General features: G+C 40.6%; 17 protein-coding genes and 1 tRNA gene. 6 read left to right on the plus strand and 12 right to left on the minus strand.

The genetic code is table 11. The features are described 5' to 3' along the window. Positions 1 to 51: 51 nt before the first annotated feature. A complete protein-coding gene (gene efp / locus MTF66_RS35555) occupies positions 52 to 618 on the minus strand; it encodes an elongation factor P (protein WP_248530113.1) in 567 nt (188 codons plus the stop codon). Between the two features lie 41 nt (positions 619 to 659). On the opposite strand from efp, the gene epmB reads away from it, so the two are divergent. After that, a complete protein-coding gene (gene epmB / locus MTF66_RS35560; RefSeq protein ID WP_248530114.1) occupies positions 660 to 1,673 on the plus strand; it encodes an EF-P beta-lysylation protein EpmB in 1,014 nt (337 codons plus the stop codon). Here the strand turns inward: epmB and MTF66_RS35565 are convergent, their stop codons facing one another. Further along, complete coding sequence (locus tag MTF66_RS35565; protein ID WP_054554124.1) at positions 1,674 to 1,886, minus strand: hypothetical protein; 213 nt, start codon at positions 1,884 to 1,886, stop codon at positions 1,674 to 1,676. It abuts the gene before it with no gap. A gap of 72 nt (positions 1,887 to 1,958) precedes the next feature. On the opposite strand from MTF66_RS35565, the gene MTF66_RS35570 reads away from it, so the two are divergent. Next, on the plus strand, positions 1,959 to 2,249 hold the full coding sequence (locus MTF66_RS35570; RefSeq protein ID WP_054554123.1) for a hypothetical protein: 291 nt from the start codon (positions 1,959 to 1,961) through the stop codon (positions 2,247 to 2,249). Between the two features lie 184 nt (positions 2,250 to 2,433). Here the strand turns inward: MTF66_RS35570 and MTF66_RS35575 are convergent, their stop codons facing one another. After that, positions 2,434 to 2,937 (minus strand): DUF3016 domain-containing protein, encoded by a 504-nt coding sequence (locus MTF66_RS35575; RefSeq protein ID WP_248530115.1) that lies wholly within the window; start codon positions 2,935 to 2,937, stop codon positions 2,434 to 2,436. Between the two features lie 230 nt (positions 2,938 to 3,167). On the opposite strand from MTF66_RS35575, the gene galE reads away from it, so the two are divergent. Continuing rightward, positions 3,168 to 4,181: a UDP-glucose 4-epimerase GalE gene (gene galE, locus MTF66_RS35580; RefSeq protein WP_248530116.1), complete on the plus strand. Its 1,014-nt coding sequence runs from the start codon at positions 3,168 to 3,170 to the stop codon at positions 4,179 to 4,181. 241 nt (positions 4,182 to 4,422) lie between these two features. Here galE and MTF66_RS35585 read toward each other — a convergent pair whose 3' ends face one another. The 4 genes from MTF66_RS35585 to MTF66_RS35600 all read right to left on the minus strand — a co-directional run bounded on the left by MTF66_RS35585 (position 4,423) and on the right by MTF66_RS35600 (position 6,554). Beyond that, positions 4,423 to 4,992 carry a hypothetical protein gene (locus MTF66_RS35585; RefSeq protein WP_248530117.1) on the minus strand — a complete coding sequence of 190 codons (570 nt, stop codon included), beginning with the start codon at positions 4,990 to 4,992 and terminating at the stop codon, positions 4,423 to 4,425. A gap of 5 nt (positions 4,993 to 4,997) precedes the next feature. Then, positions 4,998 to 5,501 (minus strand): RNA polymerase sigma factor, encoded by a 504-nt coding sequence (locus tag MTF66_RS35590; protein ID WP_054561138.1) that lies wholly within the window; start codon positions 5,499 to 5,501, stop codon positions 4,998 to 5,000. A 21-nt stretch (positions 5,502 to 5,522) separates the two neighbouring features. Further along, complete coding sequence (locus MTF66_RS35595) at positions 5,523 to 6,230, minus strand: hypothetical protein (RefSeq protein ID WP_248530118.1); 708 nt, start codon at positions 6,228 to 6,230, stop codon at positions 5,523 to 5,525. Positions 6,231 to 6,477: 247 nt separating this feature from the next. Next, positions 6,478 to 6,554, minus strand: a tRNA-Ile gene (locus MTF66_RS35600). 273 nt (positions 6,555 to 6,827) lie between these two features. Between MTF66_RS35600 and hemN the strand changes: the two genes are divergently transcribed. Next, positions 6,828 to 8,201, plus strand: a complete 1,374-nt coding sequence (hemN, locus tag MTF66_RS35605) for an oxygen-independent coproporphyrinogen III oxidase (RefSeq protein ID WP_058585956.1) — start codon at positions 6,828 to 6,830, stop codon at positions 8,199 to 8,201. 62 nt (positions 8,202 to 8,263) lie between these two features. On the opposite strand, the gene MTF66_RS35610 is transcribed toward hemN, so the two are convergent. The 3 genes from MTF66_RS35610 to MTF66_RS35620 all read right to left on the minus strand — a co-directional run bounded on the left by MTF66_RS35610 (position 8,264) and on the right by MTF66_RS35620 (position 10,759). Next, on the minus strand, positions 8,264 to 8,779 hold the full coding sequence (locus tag MTF66_RS35610) for a DUF2489 domain-containing protein (protein ID WP_248530119.1): 516 nt from the start codon (positions 8,777 to 8,779) through the stop codon (positions 8,264 to 8,266). Then, a complete protein-coding gene (yihI, locus tag MTF66_RS35615; RefSeq protein ID WP_058585958.1) occupies positions 8,776 to 9,375 on the minus strand; it encodes a Der GTPase-activating protein YihI in 600 nt (199 codons plus the stop codon). Before yihI ends, MTF66_RS35610 begins: the two co-directional genes overlap by 4 nt. Positions 9,376 to 10,126: 751 nt before the next feature. Further along, positions 10,127 to 10,759: a cytochrome c gene (locus MTF66_RS35620; protein ID WP_054561153.1), complete on the minus strand. Its 633-nt coding sequence runs from the start codon at positions 10,757 to 10,759 to the stop codon at positions 10,127 to 10,129. A 283-nt stretch (positions 10,760 to 11,042) separates the two neighbouring features. Between MTF66_RS35620 and yihA the strand changes: the two genes are divergently transcribed. Next, positions 11,043 to 11,690, plus strand: a complete 648-nt coding sequence (gene yihA, locus MTF66_RS35625) for a ribosome biogenesis GTP-binding protein YihA/YsxC (RefSeq protein WP_054561154.1) — start codon at positions 11,043 to 11,045, stop codon at positions 11,688 to 11,690. Positions 11,691 to 11,694: 4 nt separating this feature from the next. Here the strand turns inward: yihA and MTF66_RS35630 are convergent, their stop codons facing one another. Together MTF66_RS35630 and MTF66_RS35635 are read right to left on the minus strand one after the other, a co-directional pair. Beyond that, positions 11,695 to 12,213 (minus strand): DUF1285 domain-containing protein, encoded by a 519-nt coding sequence (locus tag MTF66_RS35630; RefSeq protein WP_248530120.1) that lies wholly within the window; start codon positions 12,211 to 12,213, stop codon positions 11,695 to 11,697. Then, positions 12,213 to 12,800, minus strand: a complete 588-nt coding sequence (locus MTF66_RS35635) for a YceI family protein (RefSeq protein WP_058585960.1) — start codon at positions 12,798 to 12,800, stop codon at positions 12,213 to 12,215. Before MTF66_RS35635 ends, MTF66_RS35630 begins: the two co-directional genes overlap by 1 nt. 423 nt (positions 12,801 to 13,223) lie before the next feature. Here MTF66_RS35635 and MTF66_RS35640 point away from each other — a divergent pair, with 423 nt between their 5' ends. Continuing rightward, positions 13,224 to 14,144, plus strand: a complete 921-nt coding sequence (locus MTF66_RS35640) for a triacylglycerol lipase (protein ID WP_248530121.1) — start codon at positions 13,224 to 13,226, stop codon at positions 14,142 to 14,144. Positions 14,145 to 14,269: the final 125 nt, after the last annotated feature.

A 14,269-nucleotide genomic window follows, 5' to 3' on the forward strand; every position in this document is an offset into this window, starting at 1 on the left:
AAAATCCCAGCAGAAGCTGGGATTTTATAATAAATTGCTTAACAAAGCCTGTTACTTAACACGGCTCACGTATTCACCGCTACGTGTATCAACTTTGATCACTTCGCCGATTTGTACGAATAGAGGAACACGAACAACAGCACCTGTGCTTAATGTTGCTGGTTTACCGCCAGTACCCGCTGTATCACCTTTTAGACCTGGATCTGTTTCAGTGATTTCTAATTCAACGAAGTTTGGTGGAGTCACTGCGATTGGGCTACCGTTCCAAAGCGTGATTGTACAAACGTCATTTTCAACTAACCATTTTGCATTGTCGCCAAGTGCTTTTTCGTCAGCAGCGATTTGCTCAAATGTTTCGTTGTTCATGAAGTGCCAGAACTCACCGTCAGTGTATAGATACGCTAAATCTGTATCAATTACGTCTGCACCTTCAACTGATTCACCTGACTTGAATGTTTTTTCTAGTACTTTACCTGTGATAAGTTTACGAATACGAACACGGTTAAACGCCTGGCCTTTACCTGGTTTTACCATTTCATTTTCTAAGATGCTGCAAGGTTCGCCGTCTAACATAATTTTTAGGCCGCCCTTGAACTCATTGGTGCTATAATTCGCCATCGTTTCCTCTGTCTAAATAATTTCGAGTAATCTACGTGTCAATGATACAAAGAAATGAAGTAAATTTGCATAAAAACTGGCAAAAAGAATTGGCAAATGTTGTCACTTGTCCTGAACGCTTGCTAGAAATGCTAGGATTATCAAGCAAAGTAGACGAAAAAGACCTCAAAGCACGCAGTCTTTTTCCTGTCCGCGTGCCACGGCCTTTTATCAAAAAAATGCGTTATGGCGACATAAACGACCCTCTTTTGCTGCAAGTGATGCCAAGACACCAAGAATTTTTAGCAAAAACAGGTTACGACAAAGATCCTCTAAAAGAGCAAGATAACAACCAACCTGGTTTGTTACACAAGTATCGCTCTCGGGTTTTAGTGATGTTTAAAACCGGCTGTGCTGTAAATTGCCGTTATTGTTTTAGACGCCATTTTCCGTATCAAGAAAACCAATTAAACAAACGCAGCTTGATTGACGCACTGGCTTACATAAAAGCAGACAGCAACATCAACGAAGTCATTTTAAGTGGTGGCGATCCATTGATGGCCAAAGACGATGCTGTTAGTTGGTTTATGGATGAGCTCGAACAGCTTCCGCAAATTAAACGCCTGCGTATTCATAGCCGCTTACCTGTTGTGATCCCAGCAAGAATTACCGATGAGCTATGTGCACGCTTTGCTGCATCGCCTTTAAAAGTGGTGTTTATAAATCATATCAATCACGCTAACGAAATTGATGATGACTTTAAAGCGGCCATGCAAAAGTTAAAAGCTGCAGGGGTTACGTTATTAAATCAGGCGGTGTTACTAAAAGATGTGAATGATTCTGTCGAGTCGCAAGTTGCACTAAGTGAAGCGCTATTTGAGGCAGATATACTTCCTTACTACTTACATCTACTTGATAAAGTTGAAGGTGCCAGCCACTTTGATATAGCTGAGAGTCAGGCACGGGAAATCGTGACGGCTATGCTGGCAGCATTGCCGGGGTTCTTGGTTCCTAAGTTGGTGCGCGAGATCGGCGGCGAAAAAAGTAAAACGCCTATCGATCTCAATATACTGTAGTTAAACGTATACGTTTACGTTGTTACCTAGTGTCGCAGTTACCGACTTAGCAGGTGTTTGTGCAGCACTGGTGTTCATTGCTGCGCCTTCGATAAGTGCAAGTGCCGCAGCACCATCAGCCTTTTGCTGTTTTTTAGCAAGCGATGCGCTGTAAACTTCTGCGCTTTCACCACCGCCACTCATCGCTGGTAAGCTTGATCCTGATATATTCATAGTTCATTACCTGACTTTTTATGACAATCCACGTACTATATCGGCATTGCAGTCTAAAGCTTTAGGAAAAAAATGGATTCAATTATTGAACAACTCAATGCTAACCTAAAAATCGTTTATCGTCAGGCACTTGATGCTGATAAAAAATTAGATGATTTACAGCAGCAAGGCCATGGCAAATTCAAAGCCTTATTTGCAAAAGATGCTGGCTTTGATTTTGAAGCAAAACGCTTTAAACCTTACGTTCTCGATGTTGCTGCTGATGTAGAAAGCTTAAGCAACGACGGTATGGACGAAGAAAAACTGAAAAAAACCGTTATTAAACTGCAACAGCTACTACAACTGTTAGCGACGTTTAAGTAACGTAAAAGCCTCTATTTTATTTATTGTAAGATAGAGGCTATCGCGCGAAATAAATTTCACGCCTACATGTGGGAGCTGCTTTAGCCGTTAATTTTTTTCGGCGTTAAAACGCCTCCCACGATAGAGGTCTTTTACAAGACCCACAAACAACACAGTTCAACTTTAAACTGACAGCTTAAAGTTATCATTCACCCAAATTTAACGACGGCAGTAACTCATCTTCAAACCAATCAGTGATTAAGCGCTTGTCGTAATAATAGGCTTCATCACGCCCCATTTTCATACGATCCATGAAGCCCATGTCTTTAAGCTTTACATCATTAGCTTCGCTGATCACTTTACCGTCTTTATCGGTAATCGAATAATTTAGGTCGATACGCGGGAAATAAATTGGCTTAACGATACGTAATTCATTCATGGTACCAAAACGCACATCACCCGCTAGGTCGAGCTCAGTCACTTCAACATTGAAGGTGTAGCCTTCAGGTAACTTTTCAGCAAGTTTATTAAAGTGTTTTTCAAAATTCTTTGCCACATTTTTATGAAATGAACCTTTCGGTGAGTTGTTACCAGGTTCTACATCACGGTAGTCGTTAAAGTCATGCCATTTAACTTTAGCCTCTCCTGCGTGAGCAAAAGCGGGTAGTGCAATGACCATTACTAAGGCAATTTTTTTTACTGTATTCATCTGTTTCTCCACTTAACAGGTATAGCTAATGATTAAATTTTAGCTGCTGACAATTAACTATAGCTTAATATCTAAACACTTAGGTGTAACCAATATGGTGCAAAATGTAATCAAAAACAAGCGATTCATGTTTTTGCTTTATCGCCGTAAATCACAATTAATTCATGTAATTTAGGCCGAAATGTGATGAAATAAGGCTAATTCAACCAGGTATAGTTCATGGATATTTTATGACCATTTTAGTCACCGGCGGAGCCGGATACATCGGTTCTCACACCGTATTAGAGTTATTACAACAAGGCACTGACGTTGTTGTACTCGACAACTTAAGCAATTCATCAAATGAGTCATTGGCTCGCGTAAAAAAAATAACAGGCAAAGACGTCACGTTTTATCAAGGTGATATTTTAGATAGAGCCTGCTTAGACAAAATCTTCAGCGAACATACCATTGATAGTGTTATTCACTTCGCAGGTTTAAAAGCGGTTGGTGAATCGGTTATAAAACCTATCGAGTATTATCAAAACAACGTACAAGGTACACTGACTCTGGTTGATGCAATGCGTGATGCTGGCGTATTTAAGTTAGTATTTAGCTCATCAGCAACGGTATACGGTGACCCAGCAAGTTTGCCAATTCGTGAAGACTTCCCAGTTGGCGGCACGACTAACCCGTATGGCACATCAAAGCTTATGGTAGAGATGATGCTACAAGATATCGCAAAATCAGATGAACGCTTTGCCTTTGTTATTTTACGTTACTTTAACCCTGTCGGCGCACATGAGTCAGGCCTTATTGGTGAAGACCCTAATGGTATTCCTAACAACTTATTACCTTATATTTCGCAAGTAGCTGTAGGTAAGCTAGAAAAGCTAGGTGTATTTGGTGATGACTACGATACTGTAGATGGTACAGGTGTTCGTGACTATATCCATGTCGTTGATTTAGCATTAGGTCACTTAAAAGCGCTGACCCGAATTGCAAGTGATACAGGTGCGCACGTATTTAACCTAGGCACAGGTAATGGTTATTCAGTACTGCAAATGGTTACCGCTTTTGAGAAAGCCAGTGGTCAAGCCGTACCATACCAAATTTCGCCGCGCCGAGCTGGCGATATTGCAGCTTGCTACGCAGCTCCAGAAAAAGCGTTAAAAGAGCTTGGCTGGCAAGCAGAGCGTGGTATCGATGAGATGATGCAAGATACATGGCGCTGGCAAAGCAATAACCCGAACGGTTACAAATAGTCAGACTAATTAAAAGGCCGATGTTCACACATCGGCTTTTTAATTTGATGAGGCTTTCTTAAGCTGCGCAATACCCCAGAAAAGTATCCCTGCCCCCGTGCACGATAAGAAAAAGAACAACCCTAAGCCGACAGGCGATCCCCAAAACAAAATACTGTATAAAACTTCCATCTCTATATCCTTTATTATTATTTGAATAGTCAGTTATATAAGTTTTAGGAATAGCTCGTCAAGTCGTTCATCAGCGCATCGCTTGAATGCTCTCAAGCGCTACAGCTAGCTGTGCTTTTAGTTTTTTATAGCGTACATAAACAGCCAGCAGGATAATACCATTTATACCTAGCTGGATAAGCCATAGGCTGTATGCTTTAAACATAACCATATTAAACAAGGCAACGATTAACAAAGCGCACCAAAGCACAACGCAGCCAATAAAACTCACACGCCAGTAATGAACTTGGTGCTTTAGCTGGTTTTCTTTAAAATTAAGCATTGCATTGACGTCTAGCGTTTCTGCTCGCCAAAGCTTTCGTCTTAAACGGTATGACCAAATTCCAAAACCTAAAGGAATAGGTACTAATAGCGCAAACATAATGGTTTCATAGGTATTTTTTGCCTCAAACAACATGGCGTAAATACAAAATACGGTTACCACAACACCTAAAAATGAGTCGATTAACCCTTTTAGCTTTAACTTAGTTCGCGACTTTTGTGTTTGTGCTATTAACGCTGCACTATCCACTTTCGGCGTTGCCTGCACGAATGCCTGCTGCCACTTAGCTAATTGCTCATCTGCTTCGAATTTATCCACGTTATTTACTCCATTAGGCTCGCAAGTTGTTGTCTTGCCCTACTTACACGTTTAGCAACCGCGTCTTCAGACAGTCCCAGCGTTTGAGCTATCTCACTTTGATTAAACCCTTCAAGCTGTAAAGCAAGCACCTGCCGATATTTCAGCGTTAATTTACGAAGGGCAGCCATTAAATCTAAACTGTCGTCTGGTGATTTATGCGTACTTAAGGCTTGGGTGTAATCAATACTTTCAGAGCTTGCCACCTCTTTGCGGTTTTGCTCTTTTATCACATGATCAACCGCTTTATTGTGAGCTATTCGGGCAATATAGGTTTTTATGCTGGCATCGCCACGAAAGGCAACATCGGGTGATGAGTCATTACTTTCAAAAGCGCGCCAAACAGCCAACGACATCTCTTGAATTAGCTCATCTTGTAGCGCTTGATTGATCTCGTAGGTTGCAGCAACACGCGCCAACAGCGGCGCGTATTCATTCAGCAATGTGTTTATTTGAACATCAGCTTTCACTGTACTTCCATGTTTTTATTATTATTTGAACAAACGATTATAGGCACAAAAGTAGGTACATGCTAATACCGGCCCTACTAACAACATAGGTAAAAGACTATAAGGGGCAGTAAAGGTAACAAGCATATTAATCAAACAAAGCATGCTTAATGGTTTAATCACCTTTAGTGCCGTTGTAATGCCTTCTTTAACAGCTGCACTAAGCGAAGCATTGTTTAAAAGTAACAGAGGTACCACAAACATAAGCAGCATATTTACAGGAACAATTGATACAAACATGACTCCTACGCGCCAGCGCTCAACATCAACAAACTGACCTGACAATAAAGCCGATAACTGCTCACTACCAATCAAAGTACTCCCTACTGCAAATTGCACTAGCGCCAGTAAAATACCAACAACTGACCACATGGCAACTCGCCCCCACTTAGCCCATGTTGCATTGTGCTTAAATGAAAAGCCTTGCTGATTATTCAGGTTAAATAACAAAGGCCACACCGTTGCCATTAACATAGGCGCTAACCACTTTGATACCGTTAAACCTGTAGGTGCAGGTAATAGCTGCACTAAACCTGGCACAATAGCGAACAGCGTCATAAGTAAAAAAAGTTTAAACGGTGCTTTTTTAAATAGCCCCCACCCTTCTTTTAACCAAACAGCAGCATCACTAAATGGTGCGTTCGTTGAATCAAGTTTTAGTGTATTCACAGTTGATGTTGTAGTCGTCATGAGTTTGTCCTTTTCGTAAAAATAGATACATAAGACACTGCCTATTGCTACCACCAAATAGAACAACTTCGTGTCATTTGCAGCTATAGACGAGACAAACACAGAAAACCTGACAAAATATTTTTAAAAAATTAAAAATAATTTTATTTCGTTGAATTTTAAAGATAAAAAAGAGGTGGAACAATAGTGGAACGCAGCTGTTTAAGATAGATTTAAGCTTTGATTTTGGATTTTTACAGTAAGAAAATGGTGGCCCCTCGCAGACTTGAACTGCGGACCTAACGATTATGAGTCGTGTGCTCTAACCAACTGAGCTAAGGGGCCATTGTATTAGCGAAAGCTAAATTTTTTGATGCGTTTAACAGGTTTAACTGACTAAAGCGGGATGCAGTATAAAAAGTTTTTGTAACCTTGTCACTAGCAAAACCCTTTATTTTAACAATCACTAAATCAACTGCTCAAATAGTAGACGCTTTGTTTTTGCAACGACCTTAAAGCATGCCGATTAGTTTCTAGCCTCCGACATTGTTCTAGATCAAATAGCTAAATCACTAAACTCGTTAAAATAGCCGCTCAATCAATTGCGGAGTGCTGACTGTGATAAATTTACCTAGCTGGGATCAATCTCTGATCAACAAGTACAATATTTCTGGGCCTCGATATACATCTTACCCAACAGCATTGTCTTTAGCTGACGGTTATAACCAACAAGATATGATTAACGCGATTGCGGCGTCGAAAAGCCGTTCTTTATCGCTGTATATCCATATCCCTTTTTGCAGTCAGCTTTGTTATTACTGTGGTTGTAATAAGGTGATCACGCGTCATCAATCTAAAGCCGATTTATACCTAGATAATTTAGCGCTTGAAATTGCTGAGCAAGCAACGCTTTTTGCCGATTATAACGTTGAGCAACTGCATTTAGGGGGTGGTACGCCAACGTTCTTATCGGCAGAGCAAATGAGCCGCTTAATGGCGTTGGTTGAGCAGCATTTTAATTTTGCTGATGATGCCGAGCGCGGTATTGAAATTGACCCTCGTTCTTTAGCTGATGGCATGCTAGTACACCTACGTCAGCTTGGCTTCAATCGTGTCTCATTTGGTATTCAAGATTTCAATGATGATGTGCAACTGGCGGTTAATCGCCCGCAAAGCGTGCAATCTGTAAAAGGTTTAATTAGTGAAGCTCGTGAACTTGGCTTTAAATCTATTAATGCCGATATGATTTACGGTTTGCCACTGCAAACACCTGAGAGCTTTAAAGAGACGATTGCGCAGCTGATTGAGTTAAACCCAGATCGCGTGTCGGTATTTAACTATGCTCACTTACCAGATAGATTCGCTGCTCAGCGAAAAATTAAAGATGCTGACTTACCATCTGCTGGCGATAAGCTCACTATGTTCAAAAATACCCTTGAGCAGATGTTAGCGGCGGGTTATCAGTTTATTGGTATGGATCACTTTGCCCGCAAAGACAATGAATTGGCAATTGCACAAAACGCAGGCCAATTACACCGTAATTTCCAAGGTTACACAACGCATGGCCAATGTGACTTATTAGGTTTGGGTGTGTCGTCAATTTCGCAAATAGGCAATGCCATTTTACAAAACGAAAAAGAGCTAAAGCACTATTACAAAGCCGTGCAAGAAGGCTTTGGCAGTGCAATCTGTAAAGGTGTTGCTTTAACTGATGACGATACGTTACGTGCCGCAGTGATCAAACAATTGATCTGCCAGTTTGAGCTGGATATTCCAGCAATCGAAAAACAGTTTAATATTAACTTTGCCAGCTACTTCTGCGAGGCACTACAAGCACTCGACCCATTACTAGCTGATGGCTTGGTGTCTGTTAGCCAAGATAAGATCACAGTAACAGCTCGCGGTAATTTATTTATTCGTATTATTTGTATGTGCTTTGATGCGCACCTACAACAACAAATCAAGCAAACTCGTTTTTCACGAGTTATCTAGCCCAACAAAAAGCAGAGCCTAGGCTCTGCTTTTTATTTTGTTTAATTCAAAGATACGTCAACTTAATTAAATACTACGTTTTCGCTACCTGGAGCGGCTTTAAACTCTTCAATTATACGTGCGCAATCCGCTTTAATTTCATCGCTATGCTGCTCTTCAGCACGCCAGCGAGCGGTGTCCATTTTAAAAATCTCTTTTTTAGAGTATTTCTTACGGGCATCGTGCGTTGGCATATCTTTTACGACTTCGTACATTTTAAATATGCCTGGGTAGCGCTCACTTAGCTCAAACTCTTCTGCAAAGCTGTATTGAGAGATCAGCACCCAAATACGTAAGCAGCCTTCTGAGAACTCACATTGCTCTTCATTCATTGCACGGGCAATTAAATGAATGCTATCGGCTAGCTTTGCATTACGCTTTGCTTTTGATGCCGCAAGCTTTTGCTCATGCTCAGCTTGCTTCTTGGCGATAAACTTATTTTGCTCTTTTAATTTATACAGAAGTTGCCCTGCATAAAACGCCAGCCCTGCGATAATTGCCGCACCAATTACAATGGCAATAATCAAGGTTGTGCTCATCGCTCATCCTCATCTTCGTCATCAAACCATTCATTGGCTAAGTCATCAGATAAGTACTTATCGAAGTCAGATTCACCTTCATCAAATGAATCATCTTCAAAGTCATCTTCGTACTCGTCTTCATCTTCAATGCCTAATAACTCACACAGTGCTTGGTGGCGAGCAATACGGCTATTGAAGTACTTAGCGTCTTTACCTGTTAATAACTCACCGCGCTCATGACGCTCAACCAGCTTAAGTAGACGCTCGTCATTCTCTAGCGCTTCTAACTCTTGCTCTGGCGTTAACTCAGGCTCAGCCACTTTCTTAAGCTCAACCATAGGTTTTAAGTTGCGCTTCATTTCAACTTTCGGCTCAGCCTTAGGCGCAACTAAAGAAACCGGCTTTTTACTACCAACACGCTTATCTTTCGGTTGATTGTTTGCAGCAGTGTTTTCTGCATTTTGTGCATCAGGTGCATTTCGAGAGCCAGGTTTAGCACCTTTGGTCTTTTTAACTCGCTGCTCTTTTAACGCGCGCATCTCTCTAAGCTTTTCTTTGCTCAGACGTACAGGACCATTCGATGGAATTTTACGCGACTTTTTCTTTCTACTCATATCTTGATCATCTCACTTAAGAGGTTGTGCACAACGCCTTTGTGGCATTGTAATGCTGGCATAACCAGAAGAATTCGATGTGCGGATGTGGTTGGTCAACTTGACGAACTGCGCACTTTTCATACTTTTAGTACAAACGGTGGCTATTGTAACAGGACAAATAAAAAGGCGGTAGAGAAAACATCTCTACCGCCTACTAATCTGAGCGCCAATTATCTGGACACTTCTCCCTTCGACTTTTTAGTCTTTATTATTTTTATTATTATTGTTTATCCATTTTGTTATTGTTTTAACCTTCCGTGTAGCATTCCATTTTGTTTTTATTATTAAACTTCCATGAGCTTTTATTATTCTCGGTCAATCCTGACGCTTTTTTGTTATTTCCTTTAGGACACCTAACCAGTGTCAACCCCTAAAGACTTGCCGCAGTCACTTTCCTTATTACATTGTCCATGTTGTTTTTGCTGTCTCAGCGACAGTGGTTAATTTACTCATTAATAATTTTGTTACAACTGATTTATATAATTTTTCTTACAGATAAGATATTGCAACAAGCTCAACTTATTTAATAACAAAGAGTTATGCATAAAATTGAAATAAAAATAAGATTTAGCTTACAGCTCGATATGGACAATGTCTCACAAAGGCGTGGGAGATTTCGACATGGTTTAAATACAAAAAAAGCAGCTTGCGCTGCTTTTTTCACACTAATCACATATTACTGCGGAGTATTACTACCCGCAATCAGACTTTAGTGTAAGCCACCTAAGTATTTTGAAAGTACTTCGATGTCTTTGTCTGTTAGCTTTTTAGCGATGTCTTGCATCATACCGTTTAAGTCGTTATTACGCGTACCATCACGGAATTTTTCAAGTTGTGACTTGATGTATTCTGGATGTTGGAACGAAACTTTCGGGAATTTAGCTAGTGATGTACCGTTACCACGAGGACCGTGACACGCAGCACATGCTGGAATACCACGCTCTGCATCACCGGCCTTATAAAGCTGCTGACCTACTTCTACTACATCTTTAGGTGTTGTACCTTCAGACATATTTAAAGAAGAGAAGTAAGCTGCTAGGTCTTTCATGTCTTGATCGCTAAGCGGCATAGCCATACCACTCATTACTGGATCCATACGACCTTCTTTGCCGCCAGATGTCATACCTAATTTAAACTCTTGTAATTGTTTATAGATATAATCTGCGTGTTGGCCTGCAATTTTAGGGTAGATATTAACCGGTGCATTACCGTCTGGGCCGTGACAAGCCGCACACGTTGCCGATTTCTCTTTACCTGCGTTTACATCGCCATCAAATGCTGTTGCGTTGCTTGCTGACAACGTACCAAGCAATATAGTTAAAGATAGTGCTATTTTTTTCATGGTGAATTCTCTGTTTCCGACCCTGTATCATCTACAATATGGATGTTGTGATTTCTATATTCTACACGATAATAAATTCTCTGGCACGTTTTCTGCCCACATTAAGCTCATAATTTATAGGGATTTGACTTAGATTAAGTTTATACCTAGTAATTTTCCTAATTTAAAGCCAATTTAGCACGCTTAAATACGCTTTTGAATGCTGCTTTAATAGTATAAAATACGTGCCTTAAGTGGAAATTAGCCACTGTTTGTTATTTTTTATAAAAGACTAGGAGAGCCTGTGCTCAAATCTCGTATCAAATACAATACTGCGTCCTTTGTTACCAGCGCACCTGATATCTCACGCTTACCTGCTGATACGGGGATTGAAGTCGCGTTTGCTGGTCGCTCTAATGCGGGTAAATCAAGTGCTTTAAACACGTTAACAGATCAAAAGTTAGCACGTACTTCTAAAACACCCGGTCGTACTCAGCTGATCAATACCTTTGAACTTGATGCCGATAAACGCCTTATCGACTTACCAGGCTATGGTTTTGCTAAAGTTCCTATCGAAATGAAGAAGAAATGGCAAAAATCGCTAGGTGAATACTTACAAAAACGTCAAAGCTTAAAAGGTATCGTTGTTTTGATGGATATTCGCCACCCGTTAAAAGATTTAGACCGTGACTTAATCGACTGGGCGGTGGGCAGCGAAATTCCAGTGCTGGCACTATTAACTAAAGCCGACAAACTAAAACAAGGCGCGCGTAAGGCTCAAGTTTTACAAGTTCGTCGTGAGTTAAGTAGTTTAGATGGTGATATTACAGTACATGCCTTCTCTTCACTAAAAGGCACAGGCTTACCTGAAGTTGCTAAAAAGCTCGATGAGTGGTTCTTAGGACCCATTGAAGCGCAAGCACCTGAGTCTGACGAACAACCAGAAGCTTAATCGCTTAGGCCAAGTAATAACGCTTGGCTAATGATTCTATATAGTAGCCCTGCTCGTCTGAGCAGGCTATTTCGGCCCACTGATAATAAACATTTCTCGATACCCTCGCAGCCAAGCCATGTGCTAATTGAAGATAAGGCACACTGACACCTTCAAATTCTCTCAGTAATAGTGGTTGCTTTGCTGAAACCAACCAAGCGCGCTGTAAATTATCAACGCAACAAAGAGCAAGGCCTTGTTCAGTCTCTTCAAAGCGCCAATCAACAATAATAAAGGGCACATCATCGACCGTGATAGCCATTTTCTCGACTGGTGTTTTTAAAAAATAACTATCTGCTTCTTTGCAAAGCACAGAGGCAAAGAGTTTAACCATTGCCTCGCGCTTTATTTCACTGCCGGCATAAAACCACCGCCCTTGCGCATCAATCAATATAGGCACTTGCCCACAGTTTTGTGGCTGCCATTGATCAAAAGGTTTATCGGGTGCCTGAAGAGCGGCTTCTAAGTCAGCAAGTGATTGCATTATTTTTCTTTATCTAGCGTCAAAGAAAATGTTACAGGAACAGCTGTCGCAATTGATGGTAAACCCGCAAGTTTTTGTAACTCGCTAATACCTTCTGTTACTTTGAAATCACTTGCATTAATAATCACCGGCGTAAACGATGAAACAGTAACATCGCCTTTCGGTGACATATTGGCAAGTACATCAATTGTTAGCTCTTTCTTGTTGCCATGAAAGTCTAATTCAGCTTTCAAACCTTTAAGCACATGTTGACCTGGTTTTAGCGTTAACAGCGCTTTGCTTAAATCAGCAGTTAACACTGCATTAGGGAATTTAGCTGTCTCAAATAACAACTTGGTCATGCGCTCATTGCGGATAGGGATCAGAGTCTCAACCGATGTCAGATCGATCATCAACTTAAATTGACCTTGCTCGTTAAGTGTACCCGACACGTTTTTGAAATGATGCGCTTCTGCAACTGAATTCTTTTTGATAGACACAAAGCTCACATTGCTTTGCTCATTATTAACTTGCCAGTTTGCGCTGGCTAAAGGGGCAACTAAAATACTCGATAATGAAAAGGCAGCAATTGCCAAAGATTTAAACATAACGCATTCCTTCGAAAGTAAATGAGAATCACTTTGATGGTATCACTTGCGTATATTTGTGCAATGAATTGTATGATAAGAAAAGAAAAAGCGACTCACTCAACAAGGAGTGAGCCGGTATAGCAAACTGGGGAGAAGCTATCAATACGTTGCATCCTTTCAGATGCATCATCAACAGGATGTCCTACAGGATGAGGACGGCGCGGACTTTAGCAAATACCAGATTAAAAATAAATTGCATAACCGCAGAAACAATACAAATTGATAAACATATAACGAAACACTAAAACCATCTTTTCTTGTTTACTTGAAATTAACATTACAGCAAGCCGTAATTTAGGGTATGGTGAATTAAAAGCACACTTAAATCAGGCTTTTTTAAGGCTTGTTAGTGATAAAAATTGCAGTAGAAGAGTAAAAGGTATGAAAAAAATCTCCTTAATTTTATTTGCTACCTTACTTTTTTTAATGACCCCCTACTGCCATGCAAAAAAAACAACGACACAATATCCGGTAATTTTAGTTCATGGGCTAATGGGATTCGATAACCTACTCGGCCTCGATTATTTTTATAATGTTGCTACAAGTCTCAACCAAGATGGTACCTTGGTATTCACGCCAGCGGTCTCGGCTATTAATAGCTCTGAAGTACGGGGCGAACAGTTACTCACTAACGTAAAAGCAATTTTAGCACTGACTGGCGCCAAAAAAGTAAATTTGATTGGCCATAGCCAAGGTGCGCAAACAGTGCGCTATGTTGCTTCAGTCAGGCCAGATTTAATTGCCTCAGTAACTAGTATTGGTGGTGCAAACTATGGCAGTGGCATTATAGATCTAATTAGTCAAAAACTACCTGCAAACTCTCAAGCTGAACATGCTGCGAGGTTCATATTTGATGCATTTGGTGGTGTTATTTCACTATTATCAGGTAACAGTGATTTACCACAAAACACACTGGGTGCATTAAATAGCTTAAGTACACAGGGTGCTCATACATTTAATCAAAAATATCCTGAAGGATTACCGCTAAATAAATGCGAGCAAGGTCAGCTAGTTGCCGAAAATGGGGTGTACTATTTTTCGTGGAGTGGTACAGCAGCACTCACCAATGTATTGGATCCAACCGATTTGCCCATGCTGCTTGGTTCGTTACTTATTTTAGGCAAAGATGATGGGCTAGTATCGCGCTGTAGCAGCCATTTAGGTCATGTCATTAAAGATGATTATGAAATGAACCACTTAGATGAGATAAATCAGTTTATTGGTTTGCACAATTTTCGGGAAGTTGACCCTATTGAGCTTTATCGTCAACACGTAAAGAGACTGCAAGAGTTGGGGTTATAGTAGCAAGTTAGCAAGTTAGCAAGTTAGCAAGTTAGCAAGTTAGCAAGTTAGCAAGTTAGCAAGTTAGCAAGTTAGCAACTCTAGACTAACTACTTCTTGTGTCAAGTAACTCGCTAACCCGTTGG

This window comes from Pseudoalteromonas sp. 2CM39R (genome assembly GCF_023161845.1).